General features: G+C 63.6%; 14 protein-coding genes. 13 read left to right on the forward strand and 1 reads right to left on the reverse strand.

The window, feature by feature from the left end:
• Window positions 1-4: 4 nt before the first annotated feature.
• From BJP05_RS01240 to BJP05_RS01280, 10 genes are all read left to right on the forward strand, one after another.
• A complete protein-coding gene (locus BJP05_RS01240; protein WP_070361821.1) occupies window positions 5-418 on the forward strand; it encodes a DUF4265 domain-containing protein in 414 nt (137 codons plus the stop codon).
• A gap of 23 nt (window positions 419-441) precedes the next feature.
• Window positions 442-1,284, forward strand: a complete 843-nt coding sequence (locus tag BJP05_RS01245; protein ID WP_070361822.1) for a sulfurtransferase — start codon at window positions 442-444, stop codon at window positions 1,282-1,284.
• 12 nt (window positions 1,285-1,296) lie between these two features.
• Complete coding sequence (locus BJP05_RS01250; RefSeq protein WP_240492780.1) at window positions 1,297-2,454, forward strand: hypothetical protein; 1,158 nt, start codon at window positions 1,297-1,299, stop codon at window positions 2,452-2,454.
• Window positions 2,444-2,977, forward strand: a complete 534-nt coding sequence (gene pyrE, locus BJP05_RS01255; protein ID WP_070361823.1) for an orotate phosphoribosyltransferase — start codon at window positions 2,444-2,446, stop codon at window positions 2,975-2,977. Before BJP05_RS01250 ends, pyrE begins: the two co-directional genes overlap by 11 nt.
• Window positions 2,964-3,629 carry an RNA methyltransferase gene (locus BJP05_RS01260; protein ID WP_070361824.1) on the forward strand — a complete coding sequence of 222 codons (666 nt, stop codon included), beginning with the start codon at window positions 2,964-2,966 and terminating at the stop codon, window positions 3,627-3,629. Before pyrE ends, BJP05_RS01260 begins: the two co-directional genes overlap by 14 nt.
• Window positions 3,630-3,641: 12 nt before the next feature.
• Complete coding sequence (locus BJP05_RS01265) at window positions 3,642-4,853, forward strand: glycoside hydrolase family 76 protein (protein ID WP_070361825.1); 1,212 nt, start codon at window positions 3,642-3,644, stop codon at window positions 4,851-4,853.
• A 45-nt stretch (window positions 4,854-4,898) separates the two neighbouring features.
• A complete protein-coding gene (gene fbaA, locus BJP05_RS01270; protein ID WP_255366129.1) occupies window positions 4,899-5,939 on the forward strand; it encodes a class II fructose-bisphosphate aldolase in 1,041 nt (346 codons plus the stop codon).
• A gap of 412 nt (window positions 5,940-6,351) precedes the next feature.
• Entirely contained in the window at window positions 6,352-6,588 is a 237-nt protein-coding gene (locus BJP05_RS01275; RefSeq protein WP_070361826.1) for a ribbon-helix-helix protein, CopG family, read from the forward strand.
• A 25-nt stretch (window positions 6,589-6,613) separates the two neighbouring features.
• The gene (locus BJP05_RS10880) at window positions 6,614-6,835 is read left to right on the forward strand and encodes a type II toxin-antitoxin system RelE/ParE family toxin (RefSeq protein WP_240492810.1); all 222 of its coding nucleotides are present in this window, start codon (window positions 6,614-6,616) and stop codon (window positions 6,833-6,835) included.
• Window positions 6,836-7,024: 189 nt separating this feature from the next.
• A complete protein-coding gene (locus BJP05_RS01280) occupies window positions 7,025-8,197 on the forward strand; it encodes an aromatic acid exporter family protein (protein ID WP_070361827.1) in 1,173 nt (390 codons plus the stop codon).
• Here the strand turns inward: BJP05_RS01280 and BJP05_RS01285 are convergent.
• A complete protein-coding gene (locus tag BJP05_RS01285; protein WP_070361828.1) occupies window positions 8,194-9,078 on the reverse strand; it encodes a hypothetical protein in 885 nt (294 codons plus the stop codon). The two genes, BJP05_RS01280 and BJP05_RS01285, sit on opposite strands and share 4 nt — an antisense overlap.
• A gap of 50 nt (window positions 9,079-9,128) precedes the next feature.
• Here BJP05_RS01285 and BJP05_RS01290 point away from each other — a divergent pair, with 50 nt between their 5' ends.
• From BJP05_RS01290 to BJP05_RS01300, 3 genes are all read left to right on the forward strand, one after another.
• Window positions 9,129-10,418, forward strand: a complete 1,290-nt coding sequence (locus BJP05_RS01290; protein WP_070361829.1) for an adenylosuccinate synthase — start codon at window positions 9,129-9,131, stop codon at window positions 10,416-10,418.
• A 257-nt stretch (window positions 10,419-10,675) separates the two neighbouring features.
• Window positions 10,676-11,839, forward strand: a complete 1,164-nt coding sequence (locus BJP05_RS01295; RefSeq protein WP_240492781.1) for an ATP-grasp domain-containing protein — start codon at window positions 10,676-10,678, stop codon at window positions 11,837-11,839.
• 85 nt (window positions 11,840-11,924) lie between these two features.
• The gene (locus BJP05_RS01300) at window positions 11,925-16,046 is read left to right on the forward strand and encodes a YPDG domain-containing protein (protein ID WP_145945224.1); all 4,122 of its coding nucleotides are present in this window, start codon (window positions 11,925-11,927) and stop codon (window positions 16,044-16,046) included.
• Window positions 16,047-16,093: the final 47 nt, after the last annotated feature.

The raw sequence follows: 16,093 nt of genomic DNA on the forward strand, positions 1-16,093 counted from the left end.
GTCCATGCAACCAACGACGACGATTTACACACGGGTGGCCGTGCCAGGCGTGGAGAACGAGCAACTTGAGGCTCACCAGCTTGGCGGCGGCCACTTCGTCATTGCATCGGTGCCGTTTGTGGATGTGTCGTTGGCGGTGGGGGACATCGTGGAGTGTGTGCGTGTTGGCGGCATGTTCCACGTGAATAAGGTCGTGGTGCGCGGGGGTGCGTCCACGGTGCGGATTTTGCCGCAGGGGGAGTCGCCGTTTTCGCTGGCGGAGACGTTGTTGGCGTTTGGCTGCCGGGTGGAGATGGGCCCGGGCGGGATGTTGGCGGCGTCGATAGGTGCGGATTGTCCGAAGGCCGGGATTGATGAATGGCTGGAGGGTTTGGCCGCGTCTGGAGTGATCCAGCTCGCACCTGGCTATACAGCGTGAGCCATACGCGTATGGTGTTATGTATGACTGTTTTTATTTCTCCGCAGGAGCTGTACGAACGTATTAAGTCCGGCAAGAAGCAGACGGTGCTCGATGTTTCTTGGGAGCCGGAGGCAGGCAAGGCCTGGCAGAAGTTCCAGTCCGAGCACATCCCGACTGCCGTCTACGGTGACCTGGAGGGCCACCTCGTGGGCATGCCGGGCCGCCGCGAGGGCCGCAACCCGCTGCCGTCGCTCGCCGTGATCGATGAGGCGCTCGAGGAGTGGGGCGTCGAGGCGAACCGCCCGGTCTTCATCTACGACCAGGGCTCCGGCGTCTTCGCCGCCCGGGCTTGGTGGATCATGCGCTGGGCAGGCCTGGAGCACGTCCACATTATCGACGGCGGCTTCCGCGAGTGGGAGGCCGAGGGCCTCAAGACCATCGCCGGCCCGGGCAACGTGGTTGTCCCGCGCGACCTGGAACTGGAGGGCAGCAAGCTTCCGGTGGCAACGCTGGAGGACGTACAGCAGTTCGAGGGCATCCTGATTGATGCGCGTGATGAGAAGCGCTTTGCTGGGCGTCGAGAAGTACTGGACTTGAAGGCGGGCCACATTCCGTCGGCGCTGAACCTGCCGGCCGCGGACCTGTTCTGCAAAGAGACCAGGAAGATCAAGGAGACGGACTACATCCGCGACCGCTTCGCAAGCCTGGGCGTGACGCAGAATACGGACCCGGCGAAGATGATTACGTACTCGGGTTCGGGCAACCACTCCGCGCTGCTCATCGCGGCGATGGAGCACGCGGGCCTGCCGGTGGCCACGCATTATGTGGGTGGCTGGTCGCAGTGGAGTGCACGGTTGGGGAATAAGGTCGCCACGGCACTGTAGTATCAATCTTCGATGATTGCTTACGTGTTGTTTGGGCTGGCCGCGCTGCTCGTGGTCGCGGCTGTCTGGTTGTGGTTTGCACCTGCGTCTCCCTCCTTATCGACGCCCCCTCCGCCACCAGCCGAGCCCTCGCCTGAGGCCGAGCCGGACGTGGAGCCTGAGGTCGAAGAGGAGCCTGCGCTCGAGGTGGAAGAGGAACCGGAACCCGAACCGGAACCTGCGCCGGAGCCAGAGCCACAGCTAGAGCTGGAACAGGCCCCGGAGCCGGAGCCGGAGCCCGAGCCAACACCGGCGCCCGAGCCTGCCCCGAAGCGCCCGCACCGCATGTCGGGCCTGCAGCTGCCGGGCGCGTCGCGCCGGGAGCGCCGCCTGTGGGCGGAGCAGCACGGCTTCCGCTTCTCCAAGGTGGATGAGTACCTGGTCGACGAGTGGCACCGGGGTGCGGCGGCGTCCGGTGCGGAACCGCGCGATGTCGTGGCGGGCCAGGTCTACGGCCATGATGTTCGCGTGGTGGACCTTGGCGGTGTGACGGTGGTGGCCGTCGCAACGGGTGAGGTCAGCGACATCGTGGTGGATATGCGCCGCCCGCAGTTCCAGGCGGATTCCTCGGCGGATTTGGTGCTGGTGGAAACCGTCGAGGGCTTCGAGCTGTTCACGAATGAGCCCGGTCCCGTCCTGCGCTTCATCGATGTGCGCGTGCGCACCGCCCTGCGCGAGATGCCCGAAAGCGTGTGCGCGGTGTGGTGCGAACAAGACTGGGTGTTGGCCCAGCTGGAGCGCGGTTCGACGCCACAGGACTGGGAGGACACGTTCGCGCCGCTGGCGTTGCTGGCGGACGCGGCACGCACGCTGCCACCGCGCGAGGCGGCGGCGCTTGCGCCGGTGCTCGGTGCCGAGGAGGCACTTGAGCCGGAGACCCCGCAGGTGCAGCGCCCGGAGGAACCACTCGAGCTGCCGACCCGCGTCACCGGCGGAGGTTTCGGCGAGCTGGAGGACCACGAGATTGGGGCGGATTCTGTGGCGCCGATCGCGGACGGTTCACCTGCCGATGACGGCGCGCAGCTCTATGATTTGACCAGAGTGCGCCGCGAGCAGCAGCCCTCCACAATTTTCAACGACACGTCAGACACCCCGGACACCGAGAAGGAGCCAACCGATCATGAACGATAAAGCACGCCTCGCAGAGCTGGTGAAGGAACTGGCCGTGGTGCGCGGCAAGGTCACGCTTTCCTCCGGGAAGGAGGCGGACTACTACGTGGATCTGCGTCGTGCGATGTTGCACCATGAGGCTGCGCCGCTGATCGGCAAGCTGTTGCGTGAGATGACGGCGGACCTGGAGTTCGACGCGGTCGGTGGTCTGACGCTGGGTGCGGACCCGGTGGCCACGGCCGTGATGCACGCCGCCGGCCGCCCGATCGACGCGTTCGTGGTGCGCAAGGAGGCGAAGAAGCACGGGATGCAGCGCCGGATTGAGGGGCCGTCGATTGTTGGCAAGAAGGTCCTCGTGGTGGAGGACACCACCACGACGGGCAACTCGCCGCTGACCGCGGTGGAGGCCGTGCGCGCTGAGGGCGCGGAGGTCGTCGCGGTGGCCACCGTGGTGGACCGCGCAACCGGCGCCGCCGACGCCCTGCACGAGGCCGGCCTGGACTACCGATTCCTGCTGGGGCTCGAGGACCTTGGACTCAACTGAGCAGGCTGAGCAGGCCAAAGGACCGACGGAGTGGAATGAGGGCCGCCACGGCGTAGGCCCGTGGGAGGGCCCGTGGCCGGATGACCCCCGCCTGGATCCGCAGTTTTTGGAGGAGGGGGATCGTCGCAACGTAGTGGACGCTTACCGCTACTGGTCGCTGGAGGCGATCCGCGAGGAGCTGGATCAGCGGCGCCACCCGTTCCACGTCGCGATTGAGAACTTTGAAAACGACGCCAACATCGGCACCGTGGTGCGCACCGCGAACGCGTTTCTGGCCGAGGAAGTCCACATCATTGGGCGGCGGCGCTGGAACCGGCGCGGCGCGATGGTGACGGACCGCTACCAGCACATCCGCCACCACGCGACGATCGAGGACTTCGCCCAGTGGGCCAAGGAGCACGACCTGCCGATTGTGGCGATCGATAACACGCCCGGCTGCGTGCCGCTCGAAACGGCGGAACTTCCGCAGCGCTGCGTGTTAGTGTTCGGGCAGGAAGGTCCCGGCATTACGGACGAGACGCAGCGCGAGGCGTCGATGACGTGCTCGATTGCGCAGTTCGGCTCGACGCGTTCGATTAACGCTGGTGTTGCTGCGGGCATCGCGATGCACGCGTGGATACGCCAGCACGCCGACTTGAGTACTGCTTGGTGAAAGGTGAAGGTTGTGGAAGAATCCGCCGCGGAAACATGGTCGCACCGCGCTGACCTGGCTCAATCGGCCGTGCAGGAGCGACACGCCTCCCGCCTGTGGGGGCTGCCGAAGACGAACCTCGCGGTGGTCACGTGGCCGCCGGGCTCGAAGGATCGCCTCTACTGGCACTGGCACTACTGGTGGCAGGCCCACTATTTGGACTGCCAAATCGACGCCGCTATTCGACGCCCCACCAAAACCCACAAGCGCCGCCTCAAAGACACCCTGCGTGGCATCCAGCGCCGCAACCTGGGCAAGCTGACGAAGAACAAGTACTACGACGACAAGGCCTGGCTGGCCCTGGCGTGGAACCGCGCCGTCGACGAGGGTTTGGCGCGCCGCACGAAGGCCCTCGACGCCCTGGAGTTCGACCTGCTCGCAGGCATCGACCCGGTGATGGGTGTGCTGCCGTGGCGCACGGAGGAAACCTTCTACAACGTGCCCTCGAACGGCCCGGCCGCCCTCTTGTTCGCGCGCACCGGCCGCCTGGACAAGGCCCGCGAGCTGCTTGACTGGACGTTCGACAACCTGGTCACCGAATCAGGCCTGGTGCAGGACGGGATCCGGATGCGGATGCATGGCCCGGAGGTCGTCGACAAGCTGTATACGTACAACCAGGGCACGGTGCTCGGCGCGAGCCTAGAGATCGCGCTGGCGTTGCGCGCCGACGTCGGACTTCGCGACGACGAGCCAATCGACTCCTTCGCGTACTCAAAACGCGCCGACGATTCCGTGTTTTACATCACACATATCCGGGCAATTGTGGAAGCGATTGTCCTGCATATGGCTACCCCCCAGGGGGTAATTCTGAACAAGTCGTACGAATCCGGCGACGGCGACGGCGGCCTGTTCAAGGGAATTCTGGCACGCTACCTTGCCGATGTTGCAGTGCGCCTGCCTGAAGATTCCCGCCAGAACATCGCGACCAAAAAGATAGCATCAAGGCTGATTATGGCCTCGGCGGAGTCCCTTTGGTCTCATCGTTTGGAAGTCGACGGGCTGCCGATCTTCTCCGCGCGGTGGACAGAAGACGCCCGCCTTCCCCACAATTACGGGCTCGGCCCATCGTCGCTGAGCGAAGCCGTCGGGTTGGTCCGAATTGATGAGAGGGACCTTTCAGTACAGCTTTCCGGGTGGATGCTCTTAGAGGCCGCGGCACGGGTGGCGGCTGCAAATAGTCAGTAAAGCAGGCATACTGGTTGGCGTACCTAAGAAGCTCTAGTGGAGGTTATCTTCATGCCAATTGCAACCCCTGAGGTCTACAACCAGATGCTCGACACTGCAAAGAAGGGCGGGTTCGCATACCCGGCCATCAACTGCACGTCGTCTGAGACCATCAACGCCGCAATTCGTGGTTTCGCAGAAGCCGAGTCTGACGGCATCATCCAGTTCTCGACCGGCGGTGCAGAGTTCGGCTCTGGCCTGTCCGTGAAGAACAAGGTTGCGGGTGCCCAGGCGCTTGCTGCGTTCGCACATGAGATCGCTAAGCACTACGACGTCAACATCGCGCTGCACACCGACCACTGCCAGCTCGAGGTTCTCGACGAGTACGTCCGCCCACTGATCGCGATCTCCCAGGAGCGCGTCGACCGCGGCGAGAACCCACTGTTCCAGTCCCACATGTGGGACGGCTCCGCTATCCCAATCGACCACAACCTTGAGGTCGCCCAGGAGCTCCTGGAGAAGGCGCACAAGGCCAACATCATCCTCGAGGTCGAGATCGGCGTCGTCGGTGGCGAAGAGGACGGCGTCCAGGCTAAGGCTGGCGCCAACCTGTACACCAGCGAAGAGGACTTCGAGAAGACCATCGACGCCCTCGGCACCGGCGAGAACGGCCGCTACCTGCTGGCCGCAACCTTCGGCAACGTCCACGGCGTATACAAGCCAGGCAACGTGAAGCTGCGCCCAGAGGTCCTCGACATGGGCCAGAAGGTCGCCGAGAAGAAACTCGGCCTCGCAGCCGGCACCAACCCATTCGACTTCGTCTTCCACGGTGGCTCCGGCTCCGAGAAGGAGAAGATCGAGGAGGCCCTGCGCTACGGCGTCATCAAGATGAACGTTGACACCGACACCCAGTACGCCTTCACCCGCCCAGTGGTCTCCCACATGTTCGAGAACTACGACGGCGTCCTGAAGATCGACGGCGAAGTGGGCAACAAGAAGGTCTACGACCCACGCTCCTACATGAAGAAGGCTGAGCAGGGCATGGCCGACCGCGTCATCGAGGCCTGCCAGGACCTGCGCTCCGTTGGCACCTCCGTGTCCAAGTAGTCGTACTGCTTGCTTTTCCTGAAACCCCCTGGGATCCTCGCGGTCCTGGGGGTTTCTTCGTGTGTAGGTTGTTTGGGCCTTTTGGGGCCCTGTGGGGGCCTGCTGTGCACCAGATTCCTATTCGTGGCCGGGCGACCTGGGGTTTTACGAAGCCGCTTCTCCAAAAACCTGGAATCTGGTGTCGCGTCCTTTAGCGCCAGTGCCAAAGGACGCAATCCCTTCCGCCGAATTCGGCAAAAGCCCAGGTCGCGAAAAATGCGGTGCGTCTATTGGCACTGAAAGCGTCTGGAAAGTTCCAGCAGTTCACACTTCATGCGGTTAGGTGTCTTGAAATGTGACTATTTTGTATTTGCTGTCGAGGGACTGCTGGCCTGGGGTGACAGGCTTGGCAGGCTTGTGTATACATGTATACATGAGTGGATCAGTGATTAGTTTGCGAATGGACGAAGTCCAGAAGCGTCGGCTTGACGAGCTTGCTACAAAGACAGGTAGGCCAAAGGCGTTCTACATCCGTGAGGCAATTGAGGCCTATCTTGATGACGCTGAATACATCTACGAGCTTCAGGCTGAGGCGGAAGCTGTTCGTAGGGGCGAGCTGGAAACTGTTACCCTCGATGAGCTAAAGGCCGAGTGTGGCCTGGCAGATTGAGTTTTCGCCTAGGGCACGAAAGGCGGTGCGGCGGTTAGACAAGCAGGTACAGCGTCGGCTTTTTCAAGTCTTGGGTGATTTGTCGCGGTTGAATGATCCACGCGTCCGCGGTAAAGCCCTTGTAGGTGGAATGTCAGGGTTGTGGCGGTGGCGTATCGGGGACTATCGGGTAATTGCTGAGATTCAAGATGACATCGTGACGGTGTTGGTGGTTGATGTTGGGCACCGTGGAGAAATTTATAGGTAGTGGACCGCCCTCACCCGCGCCGCTCCCGTCGACCTCCTCCGGTCGACCAGCGCAGGTCACGGCGTTTTGAGGCTTTTCGACGCCAAAATCCCGATTTCGCGCTGACCTGCATTGGTCAACGCTAAGAGGTCGACCGGAACGAAAAGCGAACGAAAACGGCACGACCACCCGGGGCGCTATGGTTATGGCATGGCGAAAGAGAGAATGGGTACGCGCGCGCGGTTGGCGTCGGTGGATCAGTCGATTCAGGCGCGGTTGATGCGTGTGCGTAAGCGCCTGTTGCCGATTCTGCAGATGGGTATCGCGGCGGGTATTGCGTATTGGATCGCGGGGGACATTATTGGCAACGCGAAGCCATTTTTTGCCCCGATTTCGGTGGTGATCATTATTGGCATGTCGGGTGGGGAGCGTATTACGAAGGCGATTGACCTCTCGATTGGTTGTGCGCTCGGCGTGCTGGTGGGGGATTCGCTGTTTTACAGGTTGGGGGATGGGGGTTGGCAGATTGCGGCGATTGTGTCGGGCAGTTTGTTGATTGCGTCGTTCTTTTCGAAGTCGCAGTTGGTGAATAACCAGGTGGCGATTGGTTCGATTCTGATCGCGACGATTATGCCGCCCGGTGCGGAGGTGACGGGTTTTGACCGCACGATTGACGCGGCGGTGGGCTGCATGGTGGCGTTGGCCACGATTGCTCTGATTCCGCAGGGGCCGATGGAGCCGGTGCGCGCGGAGATTTCGAGCTTGATGGGGTTGATGAGTTCAGTGCTTGACGACGTCGCCTCCGGCCTCACCGACCGCGACCCCTTGGTGATCGATGATGCTTTGGAGGCGATTCGCGGGTCGCAGACGGATATTGACGATATGGCGTCGGCGGTGAACGCGGGCAAGGAAACAACGAAGATTTCTCCGTTTTTGTGGGGCGCGCGCCGCTACATTAATTCCCTGAGCTTGGTGATCCCGCCGGTGGATAACGCGGTGCGTTCGTGCCGAGTGCTGGCGCGTCGGGCGCTGGTGCTGTGTGAGGACGGGGACCACGTCTCGCCGAAGCAGATTGAGTTGATCGATGTGTTAGCTAAGGCGTGCCTGGACATTTCTGAGGTGTACGAGGTGAAGTCGCGGCGTGCGCAGGCAACGGTGATCCCGCAGATCGTGAACGAGTTGCGAGCGGTGGCGCAGGGCTCCTCGGTAGACATGCTGGAGAAGGACGCTGTGTTGTCGGAGTACGCGATTTTGGCGCAGACGCGCTCGCTGACGGTGGACCTGTTGCAGGTGTGCGGCATGTCGAGGGAGTCCGCGCTGGCGGCGCTGGCGCCGACGTCGGACACGCCAGCGTACCCGCCGGAGTCCTTCGATTTGGACTAACCGCGCACCGACTGGATGTCGCGAAGGTGGCGGTAGAACGTCACCCGCTGCAGCGGCCGCGGGTGGGCGACACCATCCACCACCAGCGTGATGTCCTCCCCGCCGGACTGTAGAGCCCGGCCAGTCAGAACGGTCGCCGGGTCCGTGAGGGCCGGGGCGACCGTTTTGCCTTTCACAAACATCCCACCCAGTGGCATGCCCGCCAACCCCTCGAGTCGCTGCGGGTCCACGCGGCGCCCCTCCGGCACCACCAGCGGCGTGACCAGCCGTGACGCCGCCAGCCCCGGCGCATCCGGTGTGGGCACCAGGCGTGCCCCGAACTGCCCGAAGAACCGCGCCGACGGCTCCTCGCCGGTGCGCATCACCAGCTGCTGCGAGTCCACGACGATCTCGCCCACGTACTCGCTGCGCCCATCCCCGTGGGAGAGCGTCGCCGAACCGGCCACCACCACGCCCGTGTCCGTCCTAATGCACGGCGACGGCACCACAGGCCCCTCCACGGCCAGGTCCACGGAGCCCGCACCCCATGCCACCGCCGCCGGCGACGCCGGATCGGTGGGCAGGTAGGCCACCTCCACCCACATCACGTCCGCGCGCATCAGCCGCGTCAGCACCGCACTCAGTGCAGCATCACTGCCGGACACGACCACACGCAGCCGCTCTTCCGGCCGCTGCGGCGCCAGCTGCGGGGCACCCAGGTGCTCCACCGACGGCGACTTCTGGATCTCCGCCAGGCTCGGCGTCGGGTCGTGGGGGAGGGTGGAGCTGGCGGCGTCGAGAAGAAAAGAAAGCTCACTTCTCGACGGCACCTCCGGAAGTGTGACCTCCTCCGCACCCGGAACTGTGAGGGAGCTAGCACACGCACAATGAAGAAGACGCATGCCATTCACGCTACAATAAGCCCGGATTAGTGCCTATTAAAGGAGAGAGAATGTCCGCCATCATCATTGTCGGCGCCCAATGGGGCGACGAGGGGAAAGGCAAAGCCACCGATATCCTCGGCGGGAAAGTCGACTACGTAGTCAAACCCAACGGCGGTAACAACGCAGGTCACACGGTTGTTGTGGGTGGCGAAAAGTACGAACTTAAGCTACTGCCGGCAGGTGTGCTCAGCGAGAACGCGACCCCGATCCTGGGCAACGGCGTCGTTATCAACCTCGAAGCGCTTTTCGACGAAATCGACGGCCTCGAAGCCCGAGGCGCCAACGCCTCACGCCTGCGCATCTCCGGCAACGCGCACCTCGTCGCGCCCTACCACCAGACACTCGACCGCGTCCAGGAACGCTTCCTGGGCAAGCGCGCCATCGGCACCACCGGCCGCGGCATCGGCCCCACCTACGCCGACAAAGTCGCCCGCGTCGGCCTGCGCGTTCAAGACATCCTCGACGAATCGATCCTCCGTCAGAAAATCGAATCTGCCCTGGACGTCAAGAACCAAATGCTGGTCAAGATGTACAACCGCCGCGCTATTGAGGCCGACGCAATGATGGACTACTTCATGTCCTACGCCGAACGCCTCAAGCCCATGATTATCGACGCCGAAAACGTCCTCAACACCGGACTCGCCGAAGGCAAGCACGTCCTCATGGAGGGCGGCCAGGCCACCATGCTCGACGTCGACCACGGCACCTACCCGTTCGTGACCTCCTCCAACCCGACCGCCGGCGGCGCCTGCGTCGGCTCCGGCATCGGGCCGACCAAGATCACGGCGACCCTGGGCATCGTCAAGGCGTACACCACGCGCGTCGGCGCGGGCCCGTTCCCTACCGAGCTGTTTGATAAGTGGGGCGAGTACCTGCAGGAAACCGGCGGCGAAGTTGGCGTGAACACCGGCCGCAAGCGTCGCTGCGGCTGGTACGACTCCGTCGTCGCCCGCTACGCCGCCCGCGTCAACGGCTTCACCGACTACTTCCTGACCAAGCTCGACGTCCTCACCGGCATCGGCGAAATCCCGATCTGCGTCGCCTACGACGTCGACGGCGTCCGCCACGACGAAATGCCGCTGACCCAGTCCGACTTCCACCACGCCACCCCCATCTACGAAACGATGCCGGCCTGGGACGAGGACATCACCGGCTGCACCACCTTCGAGGAACTCCCGCAGAAGGCCCAGGACTACGTCCTCCGCCTGGAGGAGCTCTCCGGCGCGCCGATTAGCTACATCGGCGTCGGTCCTGGCCGCGACCAGACCATCGTCCGCTTCGACGTGATGGACCGCTAGCTTTCTGCTTCCTCCGAAGTTCGGGACCTGGGAGACGCTCCCAGGTCCTCTTTTTTGCTCGGGCCGAGGGGTGGATATGTGCCTCTCAACTTTATTCGGAAAATCGTGAACAAAATTGCGCTTTTTGTGACCGCGCACACAAGCAAATCTGTTCACAATTTCCCGACTCCGCTCGAGAGCACACCTTCTCCCTTCAGGGCGCATTCAGGCTCCTTCAAGTTTGCTCGCCCCATACGCAGCTGAATATGCTGACCACTATGAACGCAGCAATGCCCGAAGAGCAGCAGCCAGAGCAGCAACAGCAGCTCGACAACGAGCCCATCACTCAGCTCGACCCCGCGCGAGATTTGAGGTGCGATCCTCGCCAAGTGCTGGTGCTGGGCGATAGCGTGGTTGAGGAGGAGCTCGCGTGGTCCTTCAAGCAGCTCGGGTTTGACGTGACGCACCTGCACACCTCCGAAATTGCTGCGGAAGACATGCAGCAGCGGTATCCGTCGTTGACGGTGGCGGGCGCTGGGGTGGACTCTGAGGTGCTCAAGGAGCTGGAGGAGCGCGCCGGGTCGATTGTGGCGCCGTCGGTGGAGGCGCAGGAGCTGTGCAGTTCGCGTGAGGGCGTGCGGGCGACGGCGACGGATTCCTTGGGCTTGCCGACGTTGCGTTGTGAGTTCGTTCGTTCTCCGGAGGAGCTGGAGGAGGCGGCGTTGCGGTTGGGTTTGCCGGTCGTCGTGAAGCCGGGGCGCTCGTCGGAGGGGCAGGGCCAGACGGTGCTACGCAGCGAGCAGGATCTGCACGCGGAGGTAACCACAGCGTGGGAGGCGGCTGCGGAGGTGGACCCGGAGGGTCCGGTGGTCGTGGAGCGGTTTATTGAGTTTGATTTTGAGTTGACGATTTTGGCGGCTCGTTCGGTGGACCCGGCGACGGGTGAGTTGGCGACGTGGTTCTGTGAGCCGATCGGTACGCGGCATGAGCGCGGCCGTTTGGTGGAGGCGTGGCAGCCGGCGGTGTTGTCGGAGGCTGCGGCGGGGAACGCCCGGTCGATTGCGGCCAGGATTACGGGGGCGCTCGGCGGGCAGGGCTTGTACGCGGTGGAGATGTTCGTGGCAGGTGACGAGGTGTACTTTTCTGATGCGCGTCCGCGGCCGTCCTTGGATGGGTTGTTGACGCGTGCGACGCAGCGCCTGAACCAGTGCTCGTTGCACGCGCGGGCGGTGATTGGTCTGCCTATCGACGCCACGTTGGTCAGCCCGGGCGCAATGGTCCTGGTGGAGGACGTGGCGCCGAGCGTGGATGGCCTTGCGAAGGCGATGTCGGTCGCGGAGACTGGTGTGCGTTTTGTGGATGGTGCTGCGGTGGTGACGTCGACGGGTGAGTCGGCGCAGGAGGCGCGGGACCGGGCGACGCTGGCTGCGTCGCGCCTCTAAACCGGGTCCGTGTTGGATTTGGACTAGTTTGCTGGTTTAATTGACAGATTACTGCAATCTTTTTTGGAGATGGAGTTGTCTGCGCATGAACACTTCCCGGTTGGGTATGGCGGTGGTTGCTGCGGTGGTGGCGTCGTCAATTGTGGTGCCGCAGGCGACGGCGCAGATTGATGTAGATGCAGCGAAGCCATTTTTGGATGTGGTGGCGCCGGATTATGCGCAGGCGCTGCATTCGACGGAGGCCTTGTTTTCGCCGGGCAATCCGGATGATCCGGCGACGGTGAGCGGTTCGGTGAAGGTGCCGATGGAGGTGGCGCGTTCGGCGCGGACGGTGAGTGCGTCGGCGAAGGTGCTGACGAACCGCAAGGGGGAGCCGCTGGGGCGGCCGGTGATGGTTGATGATGGTTCGGGGAATTTGACGCCGGCGTTGCATCCGGGGACGTGGGCGCCGGTGCGTCGGGAGCCGATTCGTGTGTTCGCGCAGTGGTATGAGGGCGTGTATACGGAGCATTCGTCGCCGACGTTTTATACGGAGGTGGATGAGAACGGGAACTTTTCGCTGAAGCTGCAGCCGTATGTGGATGCGCGTGGGGTGGAGCGTGAGTTTTTGGCGGATGCGACGGTCGGCGTGGTTGGTTCGGGTGATCGCGGGCGTGATCAGTTGCGTGAGAAGCTGCGCGTCTGGGTGGAGCTGCCGGAGAGCGTCCGGGATGACTACCGCCTGATTCATCAACCGGCGGGTATTGTGCCGCCGACGAATTGGTTGGGCAATGTGACGCCTTCGTATGAAACGAATGGTTGGTGGCGTGGCGGCAAGGTGAATGGGTTCTTCGTGGCGTACCAGGACCGGAGGAACTCGGCGCAGCATCTGAAGGACCGCTCGAAGTGGGTTGAGAATGACGGCTCGGGAACTCCGTTTGGTGTGTACACGGGGCAGATGTTTTGGAATACGGTGGATACGCCGTATAACCGGCGCTACCAGGAGTCGATGACGAACAATGCGGGGGATGCGCCGGCTGCTGGGATGATGGTGGTCGGCTCCTACTTGTCGGATGAGGCAGTGGCGAAGACGCTCGAGTATGGCAAGAAGCAGTTCGGCAAGAAGGTGCGTAGCCGATCGTGGACTCCGGAGGATGAGAAGCAGCTGCAGCTGTGGATTAATGAGCAGGTTGCGAAGGACCAGAGCTGGATCGCGGAAACGGCGATGACCAGGACCGACGAGAACGGCGATTTCAACCTGTACTGGCGCGGTACCTACGGTGACACTTACAGCTATCCCGGTCTGGTAGGAAGCTGGCATCACCGGGTTGCGGAGTCGTGGGATGAAGGCTCGTGGGCCAAGGGCAATATGTATTCCAAGCACATCAACTGGGAATGGACCTATATTTCGATTTTGACGCCGGACGGCAAGGAGCTGCCGAACAACGTCGGTGCGATCCACCCGTGGGCACTGGGCTACTGGGGCGGCCCAGGTCCGAGTGGTGGCTACTTCGACTACTGGTCGGGCTCGGATGTGCCGTGGCTGAAGGCCTGGGCAGGCTCGGCGTACGCGGGGTCGACGCTGGTGAGCTCGCCGCGCTACGCTTTATCGACGGCCCCCTTGAAGTTCCACGTGGAGAAGCGGAATACGTTCAATAACTGGGCGCCTCCGGGGGAGACGGTTCGCACGTTTGGTTCGGGCGTGCCGCTTTCGAAGGGGTTGAGCTACAAAATCGTCTGGTATGACGATGAAGGCGAACGAGTTCACGAGTGCAAGGCAACGACGCCGGATGACCAGGCGCGCATTGCGTCGTGTGACTTCAAGGTGCCGGATGATGCGAAGAAGGGCGATACGTACATTGCCCGCCTGTTCTACGCGTCGGACGCTGGCAACGTGCAGGCGATGCTGGCGCAAGATTCGTTTGCGGTGACGCACATGTTCTTGGAGTACGGGGATCCGGTGCAGGCGGCCGTCGGTAGGCAGGCGCTTGCCACGCCGAGCTTCGATAACCCGGATTCGGATCCGTTGGAGGAGAAGCCGGAGCGCGCGGAGTTCCAGCTGGGCTCGCTGCCGTTCGGGGTTGACGCGTCCCAGGTGAGCGTGGATGATGAGGGCGTGGTCCGTTTCACGCCACGCATGGACCAGGTTGGCGAGCGCATTGAGATCCCGGTGGAGATGCTGGACCCGAGTAACAAGATCCAGCGTTATGATGCGCAGGGTTCGCAGGGCCCGGGCTCGCGTCCGGTGTCGGCCGCGATTGCGACATTCGTGCCGCACGTTGCCCAGTACGCCTTGGAGTACAAGGAGCAGCAGGTGGAGCCGGGGCAGACGGCGAAGTTCCCGGCACCGACGTTCGATGATCGCGCGACGAAGAAGCGTGAGAAGCTCACGTTCGAGGGCACCCAGTTCGAGCTGGAGCGCCCCGTGGAGGGCGTCACTATCGACGCCGACACCGGCGAGCTCACGGTCGATGTTTCGCACCGCCAGCTCACTGATGTTGAGGTCCCGGTCGTGGCGCACGTCCCGTACGAGGATCCGATCCGCGGCGTGGCGAAGGTTCGCCTCCGCATGCCGCTGCCGGTGCTGAGCACGGTTGAGCAGCAGTCAGTAGCGGCGGGTGCCCACCAGGAGCGTCTGGTTCCGACGGTGGAGCACGCCGGCAACGCACAGGCTCGACTGGAGCGCATCGGTGCCGAAGGGAAGTCTGTTGAGGGCGCCTCAGTAGACCTGGACCTGGATTCTGGCGCGATGCTCCTGACCGTTCCGGTGGAGACCAAGCCTGGCGATGACTACGTGATTGTCGTCTCCGCGCTCTCTACCGGCGAAGAGATCGGCCGCATTCCGCTGCGCGTTACCGAGAACATCGCGGACCTCTACACGCCGAAGTACCAGGGCGCGACGACGAAGGCCAACGGGGATATCACGCTGGACAACCTGGGCGATGCCCTGCCGAAGGATGCAGTGGTCTCCGTCAGCGGGCCGCTGGACTGGGGCGTTACCGTCGAAGGCGACGCGGTGAAGCTGCACGCGCCGAAGCACGCGACCCCGGGCACCGTGGTCTTCGATATCACGGTGCGCTACAAGGACGGCTCCTCCGACGTGATCTCGGTGCGCGTCCGCGTGGCCGCCCCGGTCACGACGACAGCGCGGACCTCCACCACACCGACCTCAGCTGCCCCTACGGCGACGGCGTCGACGTCCACCGCGACGCCTGAACCAGCACCGGTGACGACGAAGGGGACGTCGACAAGCGAGGCGACCTCGCAGGCCCCGACCACCCCAGCGACCGCGCCGGGCACCACCCCATTGCCGACCACCTCGGCGGCCCCGATTCCGCCGACGGACGCCCGCGCGAACTACGCCGACCCGAATAATGCGCTCGGCCGCGTGCCGGTTGACATGGGCGGACGCGCCATGACGCGCGATCCGTTCGCCGACTCGCTGGCGCTGGTGCGCAGCTACGAGATGCACGCCCCGGCCGGCGCGCACGGCTGGGAGTTCACCCTCGACGAGAACACCGGCCAGATCCACGCGGTTGCACCGTCGCAGGAGTTCCTGGCTGCGCTCTTCGAGGAGGCCTACGGCAGTGCCCGCGACGGTGTGGTGCAGCTGCGCCCGCCTGTGTGGGCCCAGTTCGCGGTGGACTTCCAGCACGTGCTTCGCCCGGCGGTCAACGTGATCGTCGAGCACGAGGACGGCCGCGTTGAGCTGGCCACAGCAGCCTTCGAGCTTCTCGACGCCCACAAGCACCCACTGCTCGACCGCACCGCGGACGCCGACGGTGATGGCGTGTCCAACCTCGACGAGCTGGAGCAGCGCACGAACCCGTTCGCCGTGCCCGCCCCGACCCCGACCACGGAGCCGGAGCAGCCAACCGAGACCACTACGCCTGCGCCAACGACGGCGCAGAAGCCGGATTCCGGTTCGGAGCGTTGGGAAGTGGAGAAGTGCATCGCGGTGTCCGTCGCGGCTGGCGTGCCGCTGCTGTTGCTGCTGCCGCTGGGTATCGCGGCGCAGGAGATCCCTGGCGTGCAGCAGGCGCTTGCTCCGATGCGCAAGGCGATGGCCGACGCGTTCGGCCCTGGTGGCCAGTCCGGCGTGAAGAACCCGGAGATCGCGCTGGCTGGCGCGGGCCTCCTGGCGTTCGGCGTGGCGCTCAGTGCGCTGATCTACACGCAGTGCGGGCCAGAGGTGGATAAGGACGGGCTGAGCAGTAAGAAGCCTTGATGGGACTTCTGCGGTTGAACATGATTACGGGCACCGGGACTTCGAAA

Origin of the sequence: Corynebacterium sp. NML98-0116 (genome assembly GCF_001767255.1) — a bacterium.
Taxonomy (GTDB): Bacteria; Actinomycetota; Actinomycetes; order Mycobacteriales; family Mycobacteriaceae; genus Corynebacterium; species Corynebacterium pseudogenitalium.

Excerpts from the sequence above, each read along its gene's own strand:
- BJP05_RS01240 (WP_070361821.1), top strand. The coding sequence starts at position 5 with ATGCAACCAACGACGACGATTTACACACGGGTGGCCGTGCCAGGCGTG.
- BJP05_RS01300 (WP_145945224.1), top strand. The coding sequence starts at position 11,925 with ATGAACACTTCCCGGTTGGGTATGGCGGTGGTTGCTGCGGTGGTGGCG.
- BJP05_RS01250 (WP_240492780.1), top strand. The coding sequence starts at position 1,297 with ATGATTGCTTACGTGTTGTTTGGGCTGGCCGCGCTGCTCGTGGTCGCG.
- BJP05_RS01285 (WP_070361828.1), bottom strand. The coding sequence starts at position 9,078 with ATGCGTCTTCTTCATTGTGCGTGTGCTAGCTCCCTCACAGTTCCGGGT.
- BJP05_RS01280 (WP_070361827.1), top strand. The coding sequence starts at position 7,025 with ATGGCGAAAGAGAGAATGGGTACGCGCGCGCGGTTGGCGTCGGTGGAT.
- pyrE (WP_070361823.1), top strand. The coding sequence starts at position 2,444 with ATGAACGATAAAGCACGCCTCGCAGAGCTGGTGAAGGAACTGGCCGTG.
- BJP05_RS01275 (WP_070361826.1), top strand. The coding sequence starts at position 6,352 with ATGAGTGGATCAGTGATTAGTTTGCGAATGGACGAAGTCCAGAAGCGT.
- BJP05_RS01295 (WP_240492781.1), top strand. The coding sequence starts at position 10,676 with ATGAACGCAGCAATGCCCGAAGAGCAGCAGCCAGAGCAGCAACAGCAG.
- BJP05_RS01290 (WP_070361829.1), top strand. The coding sequence starts at position 9,129 with ATGTCCGCCATCATCATTGTCGGCGCCCAATGGGGCGACGAGGGGAAA.
- BJP05_RS01245 (WP_070361822.1), top strand. The coding sequence starts at position 442 with ATGACTGTTTTTATTTCTCCGCAGGAGCTGTACGAACGTATTAAGTCC.